The 22,841-nt window shown below is 56.4% G+C and carries 21 protein-coding genes; 4 read left to right on the top strand and 17 right to left on the bottom strand.

Annotated features, from left to right (window positions below; translation table 11 throughout):
• Positions 1-70 precede the first annotated feature (70 nt).
• The 3 genes from gntR to ACREYP_RS00695 all read right to left on the bottom strand — a co-directional run bounded on the left by gntR (position 71) and on the right by ACREYP_RS00695 (position 3,016).
• Positions 71-1,066 (bottom strand): gluconate operon transcriptional repressor GntR, encoded by a 996-nt coding sequence (gene gntR, locus ACREYP_RS00705; RefSeq protein WP_008457915.1) that lies wholly within the window; start codon positions 1,064-1,066, stop codon positions 71-73.
• A gap of 93 nt (positions 1,067-1,159) precedes the next feature.
• The gene (locus ACREYP_RS00700; RefSeq protein ID WP_166867980.1) at positions 1,160-1,855 is read right to left on the bottom strand and encodes a pirin family protein; all 696 of its coding nucleotides are present in this window, start codon (positions 1,853-1,855) and stop codon (positions 1,160-1,162) included.
• Positions 1,856-1,978: 123 nt separating this feature from the next.
• Complete coding sequence (locus ACREYP_RS00695) at positions 1,979-3,016, bottom strand: oxidoreductase (protein ID WP_336819057.1); 1,038 nt, start codon at positions 3,014-3,016, stop codon at positions 1,979-1,981.
• 422 nt (positions 3,017-3,438) lie between these two features.
• Here ACREYP_RS00695 and ACREYP_RS00690 point away from each other — a divergent pair, with 422 nt between their 5' ends.
• The gene (locus ACREYP_RS00690; protein ID WP_008457923.1) at positions 3,439-3,936 is read left to right on the top strand and encodes a GNAT family N-acetyltransferase; all 498 of its coding nucleotides are present in this window, start codon (positions 3,439-3,441) and stop codon (positions 3,934-3,936) included.
• An 86-nt stretch (positions 3,937-4,022) separates the two neighbouring features.
• Here the strand turns inward: ACREYP_RS00690 and ggt are convergent, their stop codons facing one another.
• Entirely contained in the window at positions 4,023-5,765 is a 1,743-nt protein-coding gene (gene ggt, locus ACREYP_RS00685) for a gamma-glutamyltranspeptidase (RefSeq protein ID WP_498881062.1), read from the bottom strand.
• A 121-nt stretch (positions 5,766-5,886) separates the two neighbouring features.
• On the opposite strand from ggt, the gene ACREYP_RS00680 reads away from it, so the two are divergent.
• Entirely contained in the window at positions 5,887-6,246 is a 360-nt protein-coding gene (locus ACREYP_RS00680) for a DUF2756 family protein (RefSeq protein WP_008457926.1), read from the top strand.
• Positions 6,247-6,250: 4 nt separating this feature from the next.
• Here ACREYP_RS00680 and ugpQ read toward each other — a convergent pair whose 3' ends face one another.
• The 10 genes from ugpQ to livK all read right to left on the bottom strand — a co-directional run bounded on the left by ugpQ (position 6,251) and on the right by livK (position 16,355).
• On the bottom strand, positions 6,251-6,991 hold the full coding sequence (gene ugpQ / locus ACREYP_RS00675) for a glycerophosphodiester phosphodiesterase (RefSeq protein ID WP_336819056.1): 741 nt from the start codon (positions 6,989-6,991) through the stop codon (positions 6,251-6,253).
• The gene (locus ACREYP_RS00670) at positions 6,988-8,058 is read right to left on the bottom strand and encodes a sn-glycerol-3-phosphate import ATP-binding protein UgpC (protein WP_008457931.1); all 1,071 of its coding nucleotides are present in this window, start codon (positions 8,056-8,058) and stop codon (positions 6,988-6,990) included. Before ACREYP_RS00670 ends, ugpQ begins: the two co-directional genes overlap by 4 nt.
• A 9-nt stretch (positions 8,059-8,067) precedes the next feature.
• Positions 8,068-8,913, bottom strand: a complete 846-nt coding sequence (gene ugpE, locus ACREYP_RS00665) for a sn-glycerol-3-phosphate ABC transporter permease UgpE (protein ID WP_008457932.1) — start codon at positions 8,911-8,913, stop codon at positions 8,068-8,070.
• Positions 8,910-9,797 (bottom strand): sn-glycerol-3-phosphate ABC transporter permease UgpA, encoded by an 888-nt coding sequence (gene ugpA, locus ACREYP_RS00660; RefSeq protein WP_008457934.1) that lies wholly within the window; start codon positions 9,795-9,797, stop codon positions 8,910-8,912. Before ugpA ends, ugpE begins: the two co-directional genes overlap by 4 nt.
• Positions 9,798-9,914: 117 nt before the next feature.
• The gene (gene ugpB, locus ACREYP_RS00655; RefSeq protein ID WP_008457936.1) at positions 9,915-11,231 is read right to left on the bottom strand and encodes a sn-glycerol-3-phosphate ABC transporter substrate-binding protein UgpB; all 1,317 of its coding nucleotides are present in this window, start codon (positions 11,229-11,231) and stop codon (positions 9,915-9,917) included.
• A gap of 272 nt (positions 11,232-11,503) precedes the next feature.
• Positions 11,504-12,217, bottom strand: coding sequence for a high-affinity branched-chain amino acid ABC transporter ATP-binding protein LivF (livF, locus tag ACREYP_RS00650; protein WP_336819055.1), 714 nt, complete (start codon positions 12,215-12,217; stop codon positions 11,504-11,506).
• A 1-nt stretch (position 12,218) separates the two neighbouring features.
• Positions 12,219-12,986 (bottom strand): high-affinity branched-chain amino acid ABC transporter ATP-binding protein LivG, encoded by a 768-nt coding sequence (gene livG / locus ACREYP_RS00645; protein WP_008457941.1) that lies wholly within the window; start codon positions 12,984-12,986, stop codon positions 12,219-12,221.
• Complete coding sequence (locus ACREYP_RS00640; protein WP_008457943.1) at positions 12,983-14,260, bottom strand: high-affinity branched-chain amino acid ABC transporter permease LivM; 1,278 nt, start codon at positions 14,258-14,260, stop codon at positions 12,983-12,985. The genes livG and ACREYP_RS00640 overlap by 4 nt, the downstream gene beginning before the upstream one ends.
• A complete protein-coding gene (gene livH, locus ACREYP_RS00635; protein ID WP_008457946.1) occupies positions 14,257-15,183 on the bottom strand; it encodes a high-affinity branched-chain amino acid ABC transporter permease LivH in 927 nt (308 codons plus the stop codon). The genes ACREYP_RS00640 and livH overlap by 4 nt, the downstream gene beginning before the upstream one ends.
• Before the next feature lie 62 nt (positions 15,184-15,245).
• Positions 15,246-16,355, bottom strand: coding sequence for a high-affinity branched-chain amino acid ABC transporter substrate-binding protein LivK (livK, locus tag ACREYP_RS00630; RefSeq protein ID WP_039288573.1), 1,110 nt, complete (start codon positions 16,353-16,355; stop codon positions 15,246-15,248).
• Between the two features lie 398 nt (positions 16,356-16,753).
• On the opposite strand from livK, the gene panM reads away from it, so the two are divergent.
• Entirely contained in the window at positions 16,754-17,134 is a 381-nt protein-coding gene (gene panM / locus ACREYP_RS00625; RefSeq protein ID WP_008457952.1) for an aspartate 1-decarboxylase autocleavage activator PanM, read from the top strand.
• A 78-nt stretch (positions 17,135-17,212) separates the two neighbouring features.
• On the opposite strand, the gene ACREYP_RS00620 is transcribed toward panM, so the two are convergent.
• The 3 genes from ACREYP_RS00620 to ACREYP_RS00610 all read right to left on the bottom strand — a co-directional run bounded on the left by ACREYP_RS00620 (position 17,213) and on the right by ACREYP_RS00610 (position 21,224).
• Positions 17,213-18,316, bottom strand: a complete 1,104-nt coding sequence (locus ACREYP_RS00620) for a branched-chain amino acid ABC transporter substrate-binding protein (protein WP_498881061.1) — start codon at positions 18,314-18,316, stop codon at positions 17,213-17,215.
• Between the two features lie 257 nt (positions 18,317-18,573).
• Positions 18,574-19,818, bottom strand: a complete 1,245-nt coding sequence (locus ACREYP_RS00615) for an amino acid permease (RefSeq protein ID WP_498881060.1) — start codon at positions 19,816-19,818, stop codon at positions 18,574-18,576.
• A gap of 140 nt (positions 19,819-19,958) precedes the next feature.
• The gene (locus ACREYP_RS00610; RefSeq protein ID WP_336819053.1) at positions 19,959-21,224 is read right to left on the bottom strand and encodes a 4-aminobutyrate--2-oxoglutarate transaminase; all 1,266 of its coding nucleotides are present in this window, start codon (positions 21,222-21,224) and stop codon (positions 19,959-19,961) included.
• Positions 21,225-21,342: 118 nt separating this feature from the next.
• Between ACREYP_RS00610 and pdxR the strand changes: the two genes are divergently transcribed.
• Entirely contained in the window at positions 21,343-22,833 is a 1,491-nt protein-coding gene (gene pdxR / locus ACREYP_RS00605; RefSeq protein ID WP_336819052.1) for a MocR-like pyridoxine biosynthesis transcription factor PdxR, read from the top strand.
• Positions 22,834-22,841: the final 8 nt, after the last annotated feature.

The raw sequence follows: 22,841 nt of genomic DNA, 5'->3' as shown, positions 1-22,841 counted from the left end.
GAGCAATAAGCAATAACCATTAGCTTGCAAAGTGTATAAGTGTGAGCTACATCAAATAAAAAAATTTGGCCTAGATCGAGCCACCCGGCGACAACGTAAAACCTAAATCCAGCATTTTCGGGGTAATGATTTCACCGCGAATACGCGCCAGCAAACGCTCTGCGCCGATACGCCCCATGCGCTCTCGCGGGGTCAGCACGCTCGCCAGACGCGGCTCCATTACCTGCCCAATATCATGGCCGTGGAAACCGGCAATCGCCATATCTTCCGGGATACGCAGCCCCTGGCGCTGGCATTCAAAGGCCGCACCAATCGCTAAGTCATCGTTGGTGCAGAAGATGCTGTCGAGCTGCGGATATTCGCGTTTTGCCTGGCGCAGCAGTTCAATGCCGGTGGAATAAGACGAGGAGTTTTCAATCATCACGCTGTACGGCGTCAGCCCGGCGTCGAGCATCGCCTGCTCGTAGCCTTTTTGCTTGATGAGGGTACGTTCATCGAGGCGCGCACCCAGGTAAGCCACGTGTTTATGACCACGGGCAATAATGCTGGCCGTCATTTGACGAGCCGCCTCGAAGTTATCAAAACCTACGGCGATATCCAGGCAAGGAGAAACGCTGTCCATCAGCTCCACCACCGGAATACCGGCAACTTCAATCATTTTCAGCGTTCTGGGCGTGTGGTTGCGCTCGGTCAGGATCAGGCCGTCGATATTCCAGGACAGCATGGATTCCAGACGCTCCTGCTCCAGTTCCGGCTTATAGCCGTAGTGAGCCAGCATGGTCTGGTAACCGTGGGCATCAATGACGTTTTCAATGCCGCGCAGCACTTCGGCGAACACCTGGTTGGTCAGGGAAGGCAGCAGGACGCCAATGGCCCGGCTGGTTGAATTAGAAAGGATATCCGGCGCACGGTTCGGGATATAGCCCAGTTCATCTAACGCGGCGGCAATTTTAACCTGCAGCGCGGCAGACACCTGATCCGGGTTGCGTAAAAAACGGCTGACCGTCATTTTGGTCACCCCAACGCGATCTGCAACATCCTGTAGTACCGGTCTTTTCTTTTTCATTGTCCTGCGCGACTTGTGAGTTTCGACAGCCGAGTTTAGCACGGACAAAAGAAAACCCGCCCCTTTTTCAGGGGCAGGCTGTGACGGGTAACGTTATACCGGTGGCAGGTCGAACAGCAGGATCTCGCTCGCTTCGTTGGCGTGAACGGAAATCGCCTGTTCATCCCAGACCGCGATCGCGTCGCTGGTTTTTGCCTGCGTACCGTTAATGGACACATCGCCTTTTACGACCTGGATCCAGACGCGGCGGTCGGCCGGAATTTGATAAACCGACTGTTCGTCTTTGGCCAGCGCCCAGCGGGACAGTTCCATATCCTGGTAAACCTTCAGCGAACCGTCGCGTGCATCCGGGGAAAGCACCAGCTGGCGCCCCTGAGGCGCATCAAAACGGCGCTGATCGTAGCGCGGCGTAATCCCGGTTTTTTCTGGAATGATCCAAATCTGGTACAGGCGCAGCGGTTCGGTCTGGCTGGCGTTGTACTCAGAATGACGGATCCCTGTCCCGGCGCTCATGATCTGGAACTCACCCGCAGGCACGCGTTCTTTATTGCCCATGCTGTCCTGGTGCTCAACCGCGCCTTCCAGCACATAGGTCAGGATTTCCATGTCTTTGTGCGGATGGGTCCCAAAACCCTGCCCCGCGTCGATCACGTCTTCGTTAATGACCCGCAGCGCCGAAAAGCCCATAAAGTTGGCGTCATAATAGTCGGCAAAAGAGAAGGTATGCCAGCTGTCCAGCCAGCCGTGGTTCGCATGGCCGCGGTCCTGTGCTTTTCTTAAGTAGATCATGGTATGTCCTCCGCAATTCGTTTGATGGGATAAGTGTGGACCCATTTCGCGGAGGATCATAGAGGGTGAAAATTGACTCCTCTGTTCAAAAAAAGTGAACGAGTTGGAGGAGTCAAAAAGTTATCAGGCAAGGCTTACTGTCGCAGGAGAAGGCTGTTCAAAACCGCGCTCGAGGATTTCCAGGTTGGTGAGAACTTCAATTTCTCTGACGTAATTAGGCTTGCCGCCGATCAGCGTGTCGTACAGCGCATCATAGACGCGGCCATAGTCGCCAACTTCCGGTTTCCACTCCTCGTGCACCGTTTCCCCGGCTTCGTTAACATACTCCAGCGTCGCTACGCTGCTGTCGGCCCCGAACCCTGGCTCACCCGGCATGATGTACGCTTTGAGGCTGGTTTCCTGCTGATCGATGCCGTACTTCACGAACGAGCCTTTGGTACCGTGCACGATAAATTTCGGGTAATCGATTTTCACCAGATGGCTGGTTTTCACGATCGCTTTCAGGTCGCCGTAGAACAGCTGGGCTTCAAAGGTATCGTCCGGATTAGCTTTGTTGCGCAGGCTGCGGATGTCATAGGCGACATGCTCCGGGCGACCAAACAGGGAGATGATTTGGTCCATGGTGTGCACGCCCAGGCCGTAGAAAGCGCCGTCCGCCGGTTTACCAGGATTCGCAGGCGCATCCGGGCGATACATATCGAAGTGGCTTTCAATTTCCACAATCTTGCCGAGCTTGCCGCTCTCGATGGCTTTTTTCATCGTCAGGAAGCAGGCGTCAAAGCGACGGTTCTGGTAAGGCGTCACGACCAGGCCCTTCTCTTTTGCCAGCGCAAACAGCTCGCGCGCTTCGGCAAGCGTCGGGGTGAAAGGTTTTTCCACGAGCACGTTTTTACCCGCTTCGAGCGCTTTTTTCGCGTACTCAAAATGGCTGTCAACGTGGGTGCAAATCACCACCAGTTTGACCAACGGGTCATTGAGAATGTCATCGAGCTGGCTGGTGAAGTGAATGCCCGCGTACTGCGGCTGTTGTTCCAGCTCCGGCTTTTCGCTGCGGCGGAAGATATGGGCCACGTTGAGTTTGTCTTTACGAACCAAAACGAACGGCAGGTGATAGCGGGTGGTACTTTTACCAAAGCCGATGAAGGCACAGTGCAGAGTCATTTCATTGTCCTTTTTGATTTGAGCTGCCTGTACCTTACTGCATTTTTCACCCACGTTTTATTAAAACCGGACAAAGGTTTGCCCAAAGGAGTTGGCGCTGTAGCAAGGCGGCAAGGGAAGGCATCCCGATGAGCTTACTTCGGTAAGTGATTCGGGCAACTGAGCGCAGCCAACGCGGCTACGGGTTCAAATAAGAAGGGCAAAAAAAAAGCCAGCACCCGGCTGGCTAAAGTAATACTGGAAGCAATGTGAGCAATGTCGTGCTTTCAGGATGTCTCCGTAGGGGTCTCCCCTGAACGCATGGCAATAATAATCATTATCATTCGCACTTGTAAAGCGTTTTTTGAAAAAAATAGCGTTGACTTATTGTTCAAAGTCAATGATGTTTAAAAGGTTTTCTATAACTCATTGAGGAGAAAAGGATGAAATCAGTTGTTGTGCGTCACGCCGAACCTGGCGATGCGGAAGCTTTACAGAAAATGTATGCCCATCCGGCGCTTTACCGCGACACGCTGCAGCTACCTCATCCTCCTCTAAAAGCCTGGCTGGACCGAATTACCGACCCCAGACCGGGGAGCCGACATCTGGTGGCATGCATCGACGATGAGATTGTGGGGCAGCTAACGGTCACGGTGGAACAGTCCCCACGCCGCAGCCACGTCGCCACTTTCGGCATGGGCGTGCATTACGATCATCAGGGGAAAGGCATCGCTTCGGCTTTGCTTAAGGAAATGGTTGGCCTGTGCGATAAGTGGCTGCGCATCGAGCGCATCGAGCTGACGGTGTATACCGATAACGCGGCTGCGCTGGCGGTGTACCGCAAGTTTGGCTTCGAGGTGGAAGGCACCGGAAAGCGCTTTGCGCTGCGCGACGGCGAGTATGTGGATGCCTATTTTATGGCGCGTTTTAAGCCGGAGTGATTTTTACCCTCACCCCGACCCTCTCCCTAAAAGGGAGAGGGGGAAAACAAGCGTGTTTCTTGCCGCCCTCTCTGTGCGGGGGGCAATCAATACCCCGCGGTTAAATCATCCACCGAACGTGGATCAGACGCGCCATACAGCTTGCCGTCCGGCGCAATCATAATACTTTGCGTGCTGCCCATCGCAGCCTTCACCTGGACGTTTTGCCCCTTCTCTTTCAGCAACCTCAGCGTATCCGGGCTAAAGCCCTTCTCCACCCGCAGTTCGTCCGGCAGCCACTGGTGATGGAAGCGCGGCGCGTTGGTCGCTTCTGCCACGTTCATGCCAAAATCGATGCTGTTGACCACCATTTGCAGCACGGTGGTGATAATTCGGCTCCCGCCTGGGCTGCCCGTGACCAGCCAAGTTTTCCCGTCCTTCACCACGATAGTTGGCGACATAGAAGATAGCGGGCGCTTGTGCGGCCCCACGGCGTTGGCTTCCCCACCGACCAGACCGTACACGTTCGGCACGCCCGGTTTAGCGGAGAAATCATCCATCTGGTTGTTCATCAGAATGCCGGTATTCCCGGCCACGATCCCGGTGCCGAAGGTAGTATTCAGCGTATAAGTCACCGCCACGGCGTTACCGTCTTTATCCACCACGGAGAAATGTGTGGTCTGGTTACTTTCATACGGGGCCAGGTTACCCGGCTTGATTTCGCTCGACGGGCGAGCCTTGTTGATATCAATTTTCTCCGCCAGCGATTTCGCATAAGCCTTGCTGGTCAGCGCCTGCCACGGCACCTTCACAAAGTCCGGATCGCCGAGGTATTCAGAGCGGTCGGCGTAGGCGTATTTTTCCGCCTCGGCCATGATTTGCAGGGCGTCCGCGCTGCCAAAGCCGTATTTCGCCAGATCGAAGTTTTCGAGAATATTGAGGATCTGCACGATGTGGATCCCGCCGGAAGACGGCGGCGGCATGGAATAGACTTCGTAGCCACGGTATTCCCCGCTGACGGGCTGACGCTCAATGGCTTTGTAATTGGCCAAATCCGCCTTGCTTATCAGCCCGCCGTTCTTCGCCATCTCTTCGCTAATCTGGTCAGCAATCACCCCCTTGTAGAAGGCATCTGGCCCCTGCTCGGCAATCATCTCCAGGCTTTTTGCCAGGTTGGCCTGCACCAGCCTGTCACCTTTCTGCAGCGGCTCTCCGTCCGCTTTCCAGAAGATAGCCTTGCTGTTGGCGTGATTCGGGATCACTTCCGCCCCGTACTGTTTCAGGTCGTCCGCCAGCGCATCGTTCACAATGATGCCGTCTCGTGCCAGTTTGATAGCCGGTTGCACTACTTTATTCAGCGGCATGGTGCCGTACTTTTCCAGCGCCAGGCTAAAGCCTGCCACTGTACCCGGGGTGCCGGAAGCCAGGTGCGAGGTCAGCGACTTCTTGCTGTCCGCATTGCCTTTATCATCGAGGAACATATCCCGGCTGGCTTTTTCCGGCGCCATTTCCCGGAAGTCTATCGCGGTTGTTTTGCCGTCTTTAGTGCGCAGCATCATAAAACCACCGCCGCCGATATTGCCCGCCTGCGGGTGCGTGACCGCAAGGGCATAACCCACGGCGACCGCGGCATCTACCGCATTACCGCCCTGCTTTAAAATATCGACGCCCACCTGAGTCGCCGCTGCGTCCACCGAAGCCACCATACCGTGCTCCGCGCGCACCGGATGGTAAACGTCCATTTCCACGCCATAAGAGACCGGCGGAGGAGCGGCTATAACCGTCAAACACAACCCGATTGTCAGGGCTGGAATCGCTACCCAGCGTAAAATTTTCCACTGCTTTATCATCGTTATATCCTCATTTACCCGGGGAAAGTCCCCGCTTAAGCCTGGTTCACAAATCCGAAATAATCACCGTGATAAAGGAAACGGAGTAAACTTAAGCAACCCCTGATGGGAGGAGATAACGATGAAAAAGGTATGGCTTCTGGCAGCCTTGCTGCCGCTAACCGCGCTCGCACAGCCGCTCAACACGACCAACAACCCTAACCTGCCGGTCTATCAGAACCCGAGCCAGCAGCGGATGCTGACGCAGATGCAAACGCAGCAGTCTCAGCAGCAGGGGATGTTAAAGCAGCAGATACAATCGCAAAATCAGCTTCAACAACAGCAGCTTCAGACGCAGTTGAACAATAATCAGCAGCGTGTCCTGCAGTCGCAGCCGGGCATGAACCCGCTGCCGAACACCAATGGTGGGATGCTAAGAGGGAATAACGGCGGCATGTTGAAGCCAAACAGTTCAACGCTGCCGCCGCCAGTCACGCCGTAAGGCGTTATGCGGAGAAGTCCGGGCCTATCTCGTCGATGCGGTCGGTACAGATGGCATCGACGCCCCACTGCAGCAGCACGGCCGCGCGGTGGGGAACGTTCACGGTATAAACCAGAATATACAGTCCAGCGGCTTTCAATGCCTTCACCCGAGCCTCATCAAGCAGCTGATGATTCAGGTGAATAGACACGCACTGTAACCGGGTCGTCAGTTCCTGCCAGTCATCACGCCATTCATCCAGCAGCAGACCGCGAGGCAGTTCAGGGGCCGCAAGCTGTGCGGCTTCCAGAGCTTCAATCTCAAAAGAAGAAAGCAGCGGTGCGGTTTGCCCGATCCACAGCTCACGGGCAGCCAGCGCAACCACTTTGCCGGTTTCGGTTTCCAGGCCGGTGGTTGGCTTGATCTCAATGTTGGCCATCATGCCGTGCTGTTTACAGCGTTCAGCCACCTGAGAAAGCAGCGGCAGCGGCTCGCCCGCATATTCACGGCTGAACCAGCTTCCCGCGTCAACTTTCAGCAGATTGTCCCAGGTCAGTTCGCCGGCAACCCCCCAGCCATTGCTGGTACGCTCGAGCGTGTCGTCGTGGAGCAGAAAGATTTGCCCGTCGCGCGCGAGCTTGGCGTCAAACTCAATCATGGTGTGGCCGTAACGCGCTCCGACGTCGATTGCCGCAAGGGTGTTTTCCGGCGCAAGTTTACCGCCGCCACGGTGGGCGACGATTTTTGGGTAAGGCCAGTTGCTCATAAACGTTGTCCGTTTTTGCCATCAAAGAAGTGCAGATGTTCTTCTGGCAGATGCACCCAAAGCGTGGTGCCCGGCTGCGGGCGTTCCTGATGCCCAAGGCGAATCACCACTTTTTGACCGCCCCAGCGGCCGTGAACCAGGTTATCAGCCCCCAGCATTTCAAGGGTTTCCACCACAATAGGGATGCCACCTGCAGCCTGTGAGCTTAGCGCAATATGTTCCGGGCGGATACCCAGCGTCATTGGCCGGCCAACCCACTGCAGGCGCTGGCTGCCGGTCGGCAACGCATCGCCGCCGTCCAGCTCAAAGCGTGAGCCGTCGATACTGATGTTGCCATCCAGCAGGTTCATTGCCGGAGAGCCAATAAAACTTGCCACAAAGCGGCTCGCCGGGCGCTCGTAAACCTCGACTGGCGTACCAATCTGCTCCGCCACGCCTTTGTTCATCACCATCACGCGTTGGGCGAGGGTCATGGCCTCAACCTGGTCGTGCGTCACGTACAGGCTGGTGGTTTTCAGGCGGCGATGAAGCTGTTGAAGCTCAAGGCGCATCTGCACGCGCAGCTTGGCATCAAGGTTGGATAGCGGTTCGTCAAACAGGAATACCGCCGGATCGCGCACGATGGCGCGGCCCATGGCAACGCGCTGGCGCTGGCCGCCAGATAGTTCGCGCGGGCGGCGAGTTAACAGCGCATCCAGCTCCAGAATACGGGCGGCTTCCAGCACTTTCTGGCGGATCTGTTCTTTGCCCAGACCGCGAATTTTCAGGCCCCAGGCCATGTTCTCTTCCACCGTCATGTGCGGATAGAGCGCATAGTTCTGGAACACCATGGCGATGCCACGCTCTTTGGGCTCCATGTCGGTGACGCGCTGGCTGTCGATCCAGATATCCCCGCTGGTCACCTGCTCCAGCCCGGCGACCATACGCAGCAGCGTAGATTTCCCGCAGCCAGAAGGCCCGACCATCACGATGAATTCGCCATCCGCTACGTCCACGGTCAGCGGCTGAATCACCTGGGTTTTACCGTCCCAACTCTTGGTTACTGCCTGTAATTTTAAACCAGCCATGAAAGGTTCCTACTTCTCGCTATCAACCAGACCACGCACAAAGGCGCGCTGCATAACTAAAACAATAACAACCGGTGGAACAAGCGTGAGCAGCATCGCTGCCATCACCTGGTTCCACTGCGTCACGCCATCACCGCTGGCAATCATGCTCTTGATACCCGCCACGGCGGTGCCCAGATCGGCATCGGTGATAATCAGCAGCGGCCAGAGATACTGGTTCCAGCCATAGATAAAGGTGATCACGAACAGCGCCGCCAGGTTGGTTTTGGACAGCGGCAGCACGATGTCAAAGAAAAAGCGCATCGGCGAGGCGCCGTCGATGCGGGCCGCTTCCATCAGCTCGTCTGGCAGCGTCATGAAAAACTGGCGAAACAGGAACGTGGCCGTGGCCGACGCCATCAGCGGCAGCGTCAGGCCGGTGTAGCTGTCGAGCATTTTCAGGTTAGAGATAACCTCAACCGTCGGGAAAATACGCACTTCGACCGGCAGCATCAGGGTGATAAAAATCATCCAGAAGAACAGGTTACGCAGCGGAAAACGGAACCAGACGATGGCGAAAGCCGACAGCATCGACACGGCGATTTTGCCGATGGTGATCACCAGCGCCATCACCGTGCTGTTAAACAGCATCCGGCCGAACGGGGCGCTGTTGACCGCCACGCCGTTGGTCCAGATGTAGCTGATGTTTTCCCACAGGTGAGTACCGGGGATCAGCGTCATCGGCGTATCGAAGACGGCTTTGTTGTCCAGCGTCGCGGCAACAAATGCCACGTACAGCGGGAACAGAATGACGATGATGCCCAGAATCAGCATGGTGTGGCTGAAGATAGTCAGCCCGCGACGGTTCTCAATCATTGGTAGCGCACCTTACGTTCAACGAAGCGGAACTGAACCACCGTCAGGACAATCACCAGCAGCATCAGCACCACGGATTGCGCCGCCGAGGAAGAGAGATCCAGCCCGGTAAACCCTTCGCGATAAATCTTGTAGATAAGCGTGGTGGTTGCCTGCACCGGGCCACCGCCGGTTGCCGCGTCGATCACCGGGAAGGTGTCGAAGAAGGCATACACCAGGTTCACCACCAGCAGGAAGAAGCTCACCGGGGCAATCAGCGGCAGCGAGATAAAGAAGAAGCGGCGCACGGGGCCAGCTCCGTCAATGGCTGCGGCTTCCACCAGCGAACGCGGAATCGACTGCAAAGCGGCAAAGAAGAACAGGAAGTTGTAGCTAATCTGTTTCCACACGGACGCGAACACGACCAGGAACATGGCCTGCCCGCTGTTCTGCGCGTGGTTCCAGTTGTAGCCAAACTCTTCCAGCGTGTGGGTAATTAGCCCGCGCCCTGGGTTAAACAGGAAAATCCACAGCACCGCGGCAATGGCGGGTGCAACGGCATAGGGCAGCAGCATCAGCGTTTGATAAAAACGGCTGCCGCGCACCACATAATCCACCAGCGCGGCGAAGAACAGCGAAGCCAGAAGCCCGCAGCCCGCCACCAGCCCGCTGAAGATCATGGTGGTGTAGAAAGAGTCCAGATAGTAGCTATCGTGGAAAAGCTGCACGAAGTTATCCAGGCCAACGAAATGGCTGGACAGACCAAACGGGTCAAGGTTTTGCAGCGAGTACCAGAGGGCTTCGCCCGCCGGCCAGATAAAGAAAATGACGGTGATGATCAGCTGCGGCAGAACCAGCGCATAAGGTAGCCAACTTGAACGGAACACCGGGCGAGATGATGACATAGGGTTACTCGGTTAATGTTAGAACAGGCGATGCTTTGCCCCTTAGCACAACGCCCTCCTGTGACAGAGAGCGCGGTACTTTGCCCCCTCCTTTTCGGGAGGGGACGAGGGTAGAACTTAAGACTTGGTAGACTGCTCGAAGCGGCGCAGCAGCTGGTTACCACGCTCAACGGAAGCGTCCAGCGCCTGCTGTGGCGTTTTCTTACCGGTCCAGACGGATTCCAGCTCTTCGTCAACCACGGTACGAATCTGCGGCATGTTGCCCAGACGCAGGCCTTTGGTGAACGGCAACGGTGGCTTGTTCAGCATCTGGCGAGTTGCGGTGTCCGCACCCGGATTCTTGTCGTAGAAGCCTTCTTTACGAGTCAGCTCGTAAGCGGCGGTGGTGATTGGCAGGTAGCCGGTTTTCTGGTGCCATTCAGCGGCGATTTCTGGTTTAGCCAGGAACTGCATGAACTCGGCCACGCCTTTGTAGGTTGGCTTGTCTTTGCCCTGCATTACCCACAGGCTTGCCCCACCGATGATGGCGTTCTGTGGCGCGCCTTTCACGTCTGCGTCGTAAGGCATCATGCCTACGCCGTAGTTGAATTTCGCGTACTGACGAATGTCAGCCAGAGAGCCGGAAGACGCGGTAGTGATCGCGCAGTCACCGTTGTAGAACTTCTCGGTAGACTCATCTTTACGGCCGAAATAGGTGAAGTCGCCCTTCTTGTTCATCTCTTCCAGCAGGGCAATGTGTTTCACCTGCTCAGGTTTGTTGAACTCCAGCACGGCATCAGTGCCGTCAAAGCCGTTGTTTTTGGTGGCGAACGGCAGGCCGTGCCAGGCGCTGAAGTTCTCCAACTGGATCCAGCCCTGCCAGCCGCTGGCGTAGCCACACTTCATGCCCGCTGCGCGCAGTTTGGCGCTGTATGCCGCCACGTCCTGCCAGGTTTTAGGTGGCTGATCCGGGTTCAGACCGGCTTTCTTGAAAGCGTCTTTGTTGTAGTACAGCACCGGGGTGGAGCTGTTGAAAGGCTGGGACAGCAGGTGGCCCGTTTTAGAGTCGGTGTAGTACCCGGCCACGGTCGGGACAAACTGAGATTCGTCGAAGTTGATGCCAGCGTCTTTAAACACTTCGTAGACCGGTTTGATAGCCTTGGAAGCCATCATGGTCGCGGTGCCAACTTCATATACCTGCAGGATGGCCGGGGCGTTACCGGAACGGTATGCCGCGATACCCGCCGCCAGGCTTTGATCGTAGTTGCCTTTATAAACCGGCACAATTTTGTAATCAGGGTGCGTTTCATTGAAACGGTTTGCCAGAGAATCCACTTCTTTACCCAGTTCCCCGTCCATTGAATGCCAGAAAGGAATCGTGGTAACGGCCATCGCCTGGGAGGCAAATGCCAGACCAAGCGTCAGCGCTAAAGCTGTGTGTCGTAACGATGTCATTCGGTTATCTCTCTTGTTGTGCCGGATGCGCGAAATCACGCGTTTTATGCTCGCGAGGTAACATGACACGCTCGAATGACAGAAAAATAACGGCTGGATGACAGAATAGTTACAGCGGAGTGAATGAAATGTTTCTTTGTCGACGGGAGATATATTTTTCTTTCCCCGTGTATTCCCTGAATAATTCAAACTCAACCCATGCTGTTCCCTCTCCCACAGGGAGAGAGTGCAAACAAAAAAAACGGCAACCGAAGTTGCCGTTATGCTTTTTATTAGCCGCCCAGATAGGCGCTTCTTACTGCCTCGTTCGCCAGCAGCGCATCGCCGGTGTCTTCCAGCACGACGTGGCCGTTTTCCAGCACGTAGCCCCGGTCAGCCAGCTTCAGCGCCTGGTTGGCGTTCTGCTCCACGAGGAAGATGGTCATCCCTTCGCTGCGCAGCTGCTCAATGGTGTCGAAAATTTGCTGGATGATGATAGGCGCCAGACCCAGCGACGGTTCATCTAACAGTAACAGACGCGGCTGGCTCATGAGTGCGCGGCCTATCGCCAGCATCTGCTGCTCACCGCCGGACATGGTACCCGCCCGCTGAATGCGGCGTTCGTGCAGACGCGGGAACAGATCGTAGACGCGTTTAATACGCGACTGGAACTGGTCACGCTCGGCAAAAAAGCCGCCCATCGCCAGGTTCTCTTCTACCGTCATGCGGGAGAAAACTCGACGCCCTTCCGGCACAATCGCCACGGCCTCACGCATGATGCGCGCGGTGTGCCAGTCTGTAATATCTTTGCCATCAAACACGATGCGGCCGCTGGCCGCGCGCGGGTCGCCGCAAAGCGTGCCAAGCAGCGTCGTTTTACCAGCGCCGTTAGCGCCGATGAGCGTAACAATTTCGCCCTGTTTAATATGCAGACTGACGTCGTGCAGCGCCTGAATTTTGCCGTAGTGGGCGCTCACCTTGTCAAACGACAGCATTACATTTTCCATCTTAAGCCTCACCCAGATAGGCGCGAATGACATCAGGGTTGTTGCGGATTTGCTCCGGCGTGCCGTTGGCTAACGGCGTTCCCTGGTTCACCACGTAGATACGGTCAGAAATGCCCATGACCAGCTTCATGTCATGCTCAATCAGCAACACCGTGGTGTTGTGGTGATTGCGCAGCTCCATGATCAGCTCATCCAGCTCATGGGTTTCTTTCGGGTTAAGGCCGGCGGCAGGTTCATCCAGCATCAGGATTTCCGGCTGGGTCACCATGCAGCGAGCGATTTCAAGGCGACGCTGATCGCCATAGGCCAGGTTGCTTGCCTGGCGGTTAGCGTGCTCCAGCAGCCCGATACGTTCGAGCCAGGTGGCCGCTCTGTCCAGCGCTTCGCTCTGGGCGCGACGGAAGCCTGGGGTTTTCAGCAAGCCCGAGAAAATACCGGTTTTCAGCTGTTGATGTTGCGCCACCAGCAGGTTCTCAATCACCGTCATTTCACGGAACAGGCGAACGTGCTGGAAGGTACGCACCACGCCCATGCGCGCAATCTGCTGGCCCGGTAAGCCTTCCAGGTGTTGGTCGCGCAGCAAAATGGTGCCGCCGGTCGGCTTGTAAAAGCCGGTCAGGCAGTTAAACACCGTGGTTTTACCGGCGCCGTTCGGGCCGATAAGCGAAACAATTTCCTGTGGATGCAGCTCGAGCGAGACATTGTTGACGGCCAGCAGGCCGCCGAAACGCATCATCAGACCGCTTACGGATAACAATGGCTGACTCATGCCTGCTCTCCTTTCACTTGCTCTTTCTTCAGCTTCAGATGCGGACGCGTCATCGGCAGCAAGCCTTGTGGACGCCAAATCATCATCAGCACCATCAGGCCACCGAGCACCAGCATGCTGTACTCGTTCAGGTCACGCATCAGCTCGCGGGAAACCACCAGCAGAACAGCGGCCAGAATCACCGCGAACTGCGAGCCCATCCCGCCGAGCACCACAATCGCCAGCACAAACGCCGACTCGGCGAAGGTGAAGGATTCCGGGCTGACAAAGCCCTGGCGTGCGGCGAACAACGTTCCGGCAAAGCCCGCAAAAGCGGCGCTGATGGTGAACGCAGTCAGCTTGATACGGGTTGGGTTCAGGCCCAGCGAACGGCAGGCGATCTCATCTTCGCGCAGCGCTTCCCAGGCGCGGCCAAGCGGCATACGCAGCAGGCGGTTAATCACGAACAGCGACAGCACCACCAGCAGCAACGCTACCAGGTACAGGAAAATAATCCTGTCGCTCGGGTCGTAGGCCACGTTAAAGAAATTACTGAAGGTATCCCAGCCGCCTTCACGGGCGGTACGGCTAAACTCCAGGCCGAAGAAGGTCGGTTTTGGGATCTGGCTGATGCCGTTCGGGCCGCCGGTAATATCGGTGTTGTTCAGCAGCAGGATACGGACGATTTCCCCGAAGCCCAGCGTCACGATCGCCAGGTAGTCACCACGCAGGCGCAGCACCGGGAAGCCGAGCAGGAAGCCTGCGGCAGCAGCCACCAGCCCCGCCAGCGGCAGGCAGGTCCAGAAGCCCAGGCCGTAATAGTGGTTCAGCAACGCAAAAGTGTAAGCGCCGATAGCGTAGAAGCCGCCATAGCCCAGCACCAGCAGGCCAGACAGCCCCACCACCACGTTCAGCCCCAGGCCGAGGATGATGTAAATCATGGTTAATGTAGCAATGTCCACGGTGCCGCGTGAAACAAGGAACGGCCACGCCACAGCGGCAACCAGCAGCGCCACCAGGAACAGCTTCTGCTTAGCCGTGGAACCATCCAGCGCCGGCAGCACAAACTTCGGCCCGGACACTTTCTTCATGCCCTTCTGGAACAGCGGGCGCAGCAGTTGGAACACCAGCACCGCAGCGGTGCCGATGAAGACCCATTCCCAGCGCACGGAAGGCGCGCTGTTCACCACCAGTTTGGTGCCGTCCAGGCTAAGCTGAACGCCCATAAATACCGATGCTAAAACAAAGAACATGGCTGCGGAGAGCAGCGAAAAAACAATATGCATCGGTTTCATACTTTCTCAACCTCCGGACGACCCAGGATCCCGGTAGGCATCACCAGCAGCACCACAATCAGCAGCGCAAAGGAGACGACGTCTTTATATTCCGTGCTCAGGTAGGCTGAAGTCAGCGCTTCGGCCACGCCGAGGATCAGGCCGCCAATCATGGCGCCAGGAATACTGCCGATGCCGCCAAGTACCGCCGCGGTAAAGGCTTTCATCCCTGCCATAAAGCCGATGTACGGGTTGATTACGCCGTAGAACTGGCCCAACAGTACGCCAGCCACTGCCGCCATCGCGGCACCGATGACGAAGGTGAGCGAGATAACGCGGTCGGTATTAATCCCGAGCAGGCTGGCCATTTTCAGGTCTTCAGCACAGGCGCGGCAGGCGCGGCCCATGCGGGAATAACGGATGAACAGCGTCAGCGCCAGCATTGCCAGGAAGGTCACAACCCAGATAACCAGCTGCATGGTGGTGATGGTGGCGGTGAAGTTATCGCTCGCCCCCACAATCCACTGCCCGTTAAACAGGCTTGGCAGCGCGATGTCGCGCGAACCTTCCGTCAGGCTGACGTAGTTTTGCAGGAAGATAGACATCCCGATGGCGGAAATCAGCGCGATCAGGCGCTTGGAGTTACGCACCGGCTTGTAGGCGACGCGCTCAATGCTCCAGCCGTAGGCGCTGGCGATAATAATGGCGCCAATAAAACCTGCGCCCACCAGCATCCAGCCCACATCAATACCGAGCATCATTAACGCGGCGATGATCATGAAAGAGACGTAGCTGCCGATCATATACACTTCGCCGTGGGCGAAGTTGATCATGCCAATAATGCCGTACACCATCGTGTAACCGATGGCGATCAGCGCGTAGGTACTGCCCAGCGTGACGCCGTTAAACATCTGCTGCAGGAAGTAGAGAAACTGCTCGGACATAACTTAACCTTTTAAAAACCCCCGACATAGGCCGGGGGTGGGATGACTGTGCAGCCTTCGCCTTACTTCGCCACGGAGGACGAACCATCGGCGTGCCACTGGAAGACACCGAATTCAAATCCTTTCAAATCGCCTTTCTCATCCCAGTTCAGCGGCCCAATCACGGTGTTCGCACCGTGTGCTTTTAAATCTTTTACCAGCGCAGCAGGATCTTTGCTGCCGGTGCGGTCCATGGCGGTGGCCAGAGACTGAACTGCCGCGTAGGTGATCCACACATACGGGCCGCTCGGGTCTTTCTTCGCCGCTTTCAGCTCATCAACGATAGCTTTGTTGGCCGGATCCTGGTCATAGCGCTTAGGCATGGTGACCAGCATCCCTTCGCCCGCAGGGCCAGCGATATTGGACAGAGAAGCGTTACCCACGCCTTCCGGCCCCATAAACTGGGTTTTCAGGCCAACGGCGCGTGCCTGGCGCAGGATCTGCCCCATTTCCGGGTAGTAGCCGCCGTAGTAAACGAAGTCGATATTTTCTTTCTGCAGACGCGCCACCAGAGTGGAGAAGTCTTTGTCGCCGGCGGTGATCCCGTCGAAGAACACGATGTTTGCGCCGCCTTTTTTCAGGCCATCCTGCACGGAGCGCGCCAGACCTTCGCCGTACTGCTGCTTATCGTGGATGATCGCGATGCGCTGCGGCTTAACGTGTTCCAGAATATATTTGGACGCCGTTGGACCCTGGGAAGAGTCGAGGCCAGCGGTACGCATGATCATGCCGTAGCCGCGCTGGGTCAGCTCAGGGTTGGTCGCGCCCGGAGTGATCATCAGGATGCCTTCATCTTCATAGATGTCAGAAGCCGGCTGGGTGGAAGAGGAGCACAGGTGGCCGATAACGTACTTCACGCCGTCGTTAACGATTTTGTTGGCAACCGCCACGGCCTGTTTTGGGTCGCAGGCATCGTCATATTCAACGCCAACCAGCTTGTCGCCTTTGATCCCGCCTTTGGCGTTGATGTCTTTGATAGCCTGGCGAGCACCGTTAAATTCCATGTCGCCCCACTGCGCGACCGGGCCTGACATTGCCCCGACAACAGCCACTTTGATATCACCCGCGGTTGCCGCGTGAGACACGGCCAACGCCACCAGCCCGGCCAGTAATGTCTTCGCGTTCATCTTCATTCGTTCCATCCCCATAACTTGGTTAAAAAGCACTCAGTACCTTTTATAATCAATGACCATTTTTATCAGTGCCGTTAAGGAGTTAGCGGTAAATTTTACAATTTATCAGACTAAACTCTCTATTTTTCAGGCGATTAAGTAGAGATAATATTCTGTATTTCGCCATAGTTAAACAAAAAAAAGCACCAAAATCAGCATAAAATAGCGGTACAAAGAGCCGAACAATTCACTGGATTTTAGTGCTTTATCCTGGTCAGGATTCAATCTGCCGCGTTAAAGGCTGGCTTATCTTTTCGCTAAAAAGTAATCAACTGCTGAACGGCATAAAAAAGATAAAGCGTCTGAGGCAAATAAATTGGTTACACTCGGGGTTTTCCCGCTTTTTGGTTAGGTCACTTATGAAACTCACTATCATTCGTCTGTTTGAGTTTAGCGCTCAGGATAAAATTGACCTCGGCAAGATCTGGCCGGAATACTCCAGCGGTTCACTGACCCTTAGCGACAATGAAAGGATCTACGCCGCAAAATTTAACGAACGCCTGCTCGGCGCGGTGCGCGTCACGCTCACAGGGGATGCCGGAGCGCTGGATTCTCTGCGCGTTCGTGAAATTACCCGCCGCCGGGGCGTGGGGCAATATTTGCTGGAAGAGGTTATGCGGGATAACCCGGCGATTAAACACTGGTGGCTGGCAGATGTTGGCGTTGAGGATCGTGCCGTGATGACGGCGTTTATGCAGGCTTCCGGGTTCTGCGAGCAGAGCGGCGGTTGGGGGAGGTAAGCTGCCCTTACCCCGCCCCTCTCCCGGAGGGAGAGGGACTAAACACTAAAACGGCAACCCTTTGGTTGCCGTTTGCTTTTATTTTGCGTCGGTGGCTGTGCCGTTGGCATGCCAGGTGAACACGCCGAACTCAAAGCCTTTCAGGTCGCCTTTCTCATCCCACGACAGCGGCCCCATCACGGTATCCACGGTCGCCCCTTTCAGGTATTTAGAGATAGCCGCCGGATCTGCGCTCTGGTTCAGGCCAGCAGCCAGCGACTGCAGGGCTGCGTAGGTGGTCCAGACGAATGCGCCGCTTGGATCCTGTTTCTTCGCTTTGATCGCGTCCACAATCGGTTTGTTGGCCGGAACCTGATCGTAGTTCTTCGGTTTGGTCACCAGCAGGCCTTCTGCTGAATCCCCGGCGATGTTAGACAGGGAAACGTTCGCTACGCCTTCAGGCCCCATGAACTGAGTTTTCAGACCAGCAGCGCGGGACTGGCGCAGGATCTGCCCCATTTCCGGGTGGTAGCCGCCGTAGTAAACAAAGTCGATGTTCTCTTTCTTCAGGCGAGCAACCAGCGTGGAGAAATCTTTCTCACCGGCGGTGATCCCGTCGAAGAACACCACATTAGCGCCGCCTTTTTTCAGGCCATCCTGCACGGAACGCGCCAGACCTTCGCCGTACTGCTGCTTATCGTGAATCACAGCAATGCGCTTAGGCTTCACGTGTTCCAGAATGTATTTCGCCGCGGTTGGGCCCTGGTCGGAGTCGGGACCGGTAGTACGCAGAGTCAGCTTATAGCCGCGCGCGGTCAGCTCCGGTGCCGTAGCTGCCGGGGTGATCATCAGAATGCCTTCGTCTTCGTAAATGTCAGACGCTGGCTGAGTAGAAGAAGAGCACAGGTGACCGATCACGTACTTGATGCCGTCGTTCACCACTTTGTTCGCTACCGCGACCGCTTGTTTCGGGTCACAGGCATCGTCATATTTGGTGATAACCAGTTTGTCGCCTTTGATCCCGCCTTTGGCGTTAATGTCAGCCACCGCCTGCTCGGCACCGGTAAACTCCTGATCGCCGTATTGCGCGACCGGCCCAGACATTGCCCCTACTACCGCGACCTTAATATCTTTTGCCATCGCCGCGTGGCTCATTGCCAGTGCAACGCATCCTGCCAGTAAGGCTTTACCCGTCATTTTCATCCTGAGAGTCCCCATTGTTATGGTTATTGAATTTGTTGTGTTGTTGTTTATTAGCGCATTATTCTGCTTGTAGGTATAAGAAAAGCATATGATAGCTAACTTAAGGGCAGCAGCCGGCGCTACGGCAGCACACTATGCTAAACATAGCGCCATTTGCGATAATTTGGAAAGACATATTTGAAGGTTAGATAACGGGAATGTGACAAAAAAATAACCGCGCCGGAAAGCCTCCGGGCGCGGGGGAGCAGACCTCGGAATCACCAACCTGCCGGCAAATATCCCAGAGCGGAAGCAACCGCATAAACGGCACTGCAGAGGTAAAGCAACACGATGAAAATCTGGATCAGCGGGTGGGTCATAAATGCCGGGCAGGTCCAGCCGGGCGTGACATCGCCGCTGCGGCGGGCGCCTTTAATCATCAGGATCGGCATAATCGACAAAATCACGCCGCTGAACACGCCCGCAAAATAGAGCGCATTCACGAACGACACCAGCCCGCTGTAGGCCAGCACAAACGGCGGGATCGCGACCACCAGCAGTACCAGAAAACGCTTCAGAGAAGGCTCATCGCTGCCCAAGCGGAAGCGGTCAAAGATATTGGTCAGGAAACTCCCGCCCAGTCCCCAGTACGACGTCAGCATGGCGCACAGTGCAAACAGGTTCGCCGAGAAGAATGCCCACTCTCCCAGCGCTTTCCCCCAGGAAATCGTCGCCACCTCAGAGATATCGTCCAGCCCGTTAAGCATGATGACCGACATCGGCACCAGAGCCAGCAGCGCGAAGGTCACCACCATGCCAACGAGGATGGCTTTAGGTAGCTTTTCGGGCTTGTCGGCAAAACCACGCGCCATCTCCGGCACGATGTACTGCGCCGAGAAGCAGAACACCACCACGTTGAACACCGGCACCATATAAAGCCAGTTGCCTTCAAGCAGGTAGCCGACGCTGGTCGTCTCTTTCAGCAAAGTCGCAATCACCAGCACCGCGATCATCACCACCATGCCGACGCTAATAAACTTTTCCCCGCGCCCGATGGCTTTCAGGCCCATGTAGAGCACGCCCGCAGCCGGGATAAAAAACAGCACGCTGCCCAGGGCCGGGGAGATACCAAACAAAGAGTGCAGCAGTTTGCCGCTGCCGGTCATATAGGCGGTCAACGCCCCGACGCTGTTTACGCAGACGGAAAGGAACATCATCAGCGCGCCAAAGCGCCCGACATAGCGCAGCGACAGCCCGCTGAGCTGTAAATGCTGGCGGGTACGCAGCGTCGATTCAGCGACGTAAAGCATCGTCACGGTGGTCAGGCTGCCCACCAGCACCAGCCAGAATAGCAGCGGCCAGAAGCCCGCTTTGCTCGAGGCATAGGCGATAGAAAGCACGCCCGCACCAATGTTAGTGCCGACAATCATCGACACGCCTTCAACGAAACTCAGGGATTTACCGGGGACAGCAGTCCGCTCCCCGCGCACAACGGCGGGAGAGAAGGTGGAGTTTTCAGACATAATATTTTCCGTATTACTCCGGCGGTAACGTCCGCCGGAAAACAGGGGATATCAGGGTGATAAACCACTTCACGCTGGGGAAAAAATGCTGCGGCCGCCTTGTGTATGGCGGGCTTCCCTGCCGCCGCAAACTACGGGGATTAGCCCTTAAGCACTCTGGACAGAATGGCCAGCGCTTTGGTGAACTGAGCATCAGGAATGGTCAGCGGATAAAGGAAGCGGATAACGTTGCCGTAGACGCCGCAGCTCAGCAGCAGCAGTCCTTGTGCCTGAGCTTTCAGCTGAACTTCGCGGGTAAACTCCGGCGAAGGTTTCCCGGTCTGCGGATCGTTAAACTCCACTGCAACCATCGAGCCTTGCCCACGCACGTCGACAATTGCCGGGCAGCTTTGGCGCGCCTGATTCAGCACTTCTTTCAGGTGTTCACCAAGCTGGGTGGCACGTTTGCACAGCTGTTCTTCGTTGATTACATCCAGCACCGCGTGAGCCGCCGCAACCGCCAACGGGTTGCCCGCATAAGTGCCGCCCAGGCCGCCAGGCGCAGGGGCATCCATCACTTCGGCACGGCCCACAACGCCGGACAGCGGGAAGCCACCGGCCAGGCTTTTCGCCATCGTCATCAGGTCGGCTTTGACGTCGTAATAGTCCATCGCAAACAGCTTGCCGGTACGTGCGAAGCCGGTCTGCACTTCATCGGCAATCAGCAGAATGCCGTGGGTGTCGCACAGCTGGCGCAGCGCCTGCATAAATTCAGGGGGCGCCACGTTGAAGCCGCCTTCTCCCTGAACCGGCTCCAGTATGATGGCCGCCACCTGATCCGCGGCGATATCGGCTTTAAAGATACGGTCCAGGCTTTTGAGCGCATCGTCAGTCGTCACGCCGTGAGCGGCGTTCGGGTAGACCGCGTGGTAGACGGAGCCTGGGAACGGGCCAAAACCGATTTTGTACGGTGCCACTTTGCCGGTCAGCGCCATGGTCATAAAGGTACGGCCATGGAAGCCGCCGCCGAAGGTGATCAGGCCGGGACGTTTGGTATAAGCGCGGGCGATTTTCACCGCATTCTCAACCGCTTCCGCACCGGTGGTGAAGAACGCGGTTTTCGCCGGGCCGTCAATCGGCGCCAGTTCGTTAATACGCTCGGCCAGTGAAACGTAGCTTTCATAGGGGACAATCTGGTAAGCCGTGTGGGTAAAGGCCTGCAATTGTTTTTCTACAGCGGCAATCACTTTCGGGTGACGATGGCCGGTGTTCAGCACGGCGATCCCGGCGGCAAAATCGATAACCTCGTTGCCTTCCACATCCCACAGAGTGGCGTTCTCTGCCTTCTCTGCAAAGTAGCTACACATCACGCCCACACCGCGCGGCGTGGCCTGTAAACGGCGCTGATTCAGCTCTGCACTTTTCACCTTGGTCTCTCCTGTTATGTCAGTCACTTTATCGCAACAAATCAGAAACAATGTCGTTTATTTACACAGGTATTGGCCCTATAATCGAGTGCCAATTCAGTTTATCTGAGGGATCCAATTGCGAGACTTAGTGGGTGATTTGATTCTTGTCAGGCTACAGGCAGAGACCGATATCCTGCTGCATAAACGTCTTTATAACGCGCTGCGCCGTTCCATTCTGGATGGCTCATTGCCGCCCCACAGCCGCCTGCCCGCCTCCCGCGACTTAGCCAGCGAACTCAGCATTTCCCGTAACACTGTGTTAACAGTTTATGAGCAGCTTATGACCGAGGGGTACGTTTCATCCCGCCAGGGCAGCGGCACTTTTGTTGAAAAAACGCTGCCGGATCGCTTCACCTCCACGGGAAGCCCTGCCGAAGGTGGCACGGCTCCGGCTCATGAGGTATCTATTTCCCGCCGCGGGCAGCATCTTCTTTCTCAGGTGAGCGCCAGCCCGCGCCAGTGGGGAGCTTTTATTCCCGGTGTACCAGACGTCAACGCCTTCCCTCATCCGCTATTCAGCAAGATCCAGGCGCGCATCAGCCGCCGTCCTAAACCGGAGCGCCTGAGCTATAGCTGCAACGGCGGTACACCTGAACTGCAGCATGCGCTGGTCGATTACCTGCGTGTTTCCCGAGGAGTAAACTGCCAGGTCGACCAAATCCTGATCACCGAAGGGATCCACCAGGCTATCGATCTGGTCACCCGGATGCTGTGCGACAGAGATGACCTGGCGTGGATCGAAGAACCTTCTTACTGGGGCATCCGCCACGTACTGACGATGAATGATGTGCGGGTCACGCCGCTCACCGTCGATGAGAACGGCCTTTGCCCGCCGGAGAAAGTGAGCGAAGCGCCGCGCTTAATCTTCGTCACGCCGTCTCATCAGTACCCGCTGGGGGCGGTGATGAGCCTGGAGCGCCGCCAGCGCCTGTTGGCACTCGCCCGCCAGCACGGCAGCTGGATTATTGAAGATGACTACGACAGCGAATTTCGCTTTTCTGGCCAGCCTATTCCGGCGCTGCAGGGGCTGGTCACCGACGCGCCGGTGGTTTACATCGGCACCTTCAGTAAAACGCTTTATCCGGGCTTAAGGCTCGGCTACGTCGTGCTGCCTCGCCCGCTGGTCAATGACCTGAAAACCGCCCATGCGGAACTGTATCGCGGCGGGCATTCGCTTATTCAGCAGGCGCTGGCAGAGTTTATTACCGCCGGGCATTATTCGGCCCATATTCGCCGGATGCGCCTGCTCTACGGCCGCCGTCGCGCCTTCCTGACCGACCTGATCTCCCGCCACTGCGGGCCACAGGCGCTGTCAGATTTTAGCGATAACGCCGGGCTGCATTTGATTTTGAATCTGCCTGATGAAGCCGATGATGTGGCGATTGCTGAGCGCGCGAACGCCCGCAATATTCTTGTGCGGCCCTTATCGCGTTACTACCTGACCGAACGGCGCAAGAAGGGATTACTGATGGGGTTCGCCAGCCTGCCGGAGAGCGAAATGGAAGCGGCGTTTACCGTGCTGCTGGCATGTATGCCGGAGCATAAAAAGCAAAACGCCCCAACATAAAGTGGGGC

Origin of the sequence: Enterobacter sp. TMH.L2 (assembly GCF_050847315.1) — a bacterium.
GTDB lineage: Bacteria > Pseudomonadota > Gammaproteobacteria > Enterobacterales > Enterobacteriaceae > Cedecea.
The sequence above is the reverse complement of the archived record's forward strand: the minus strand, read 5'-3'. Positions and strand labels throughout refer to the sequence as shown.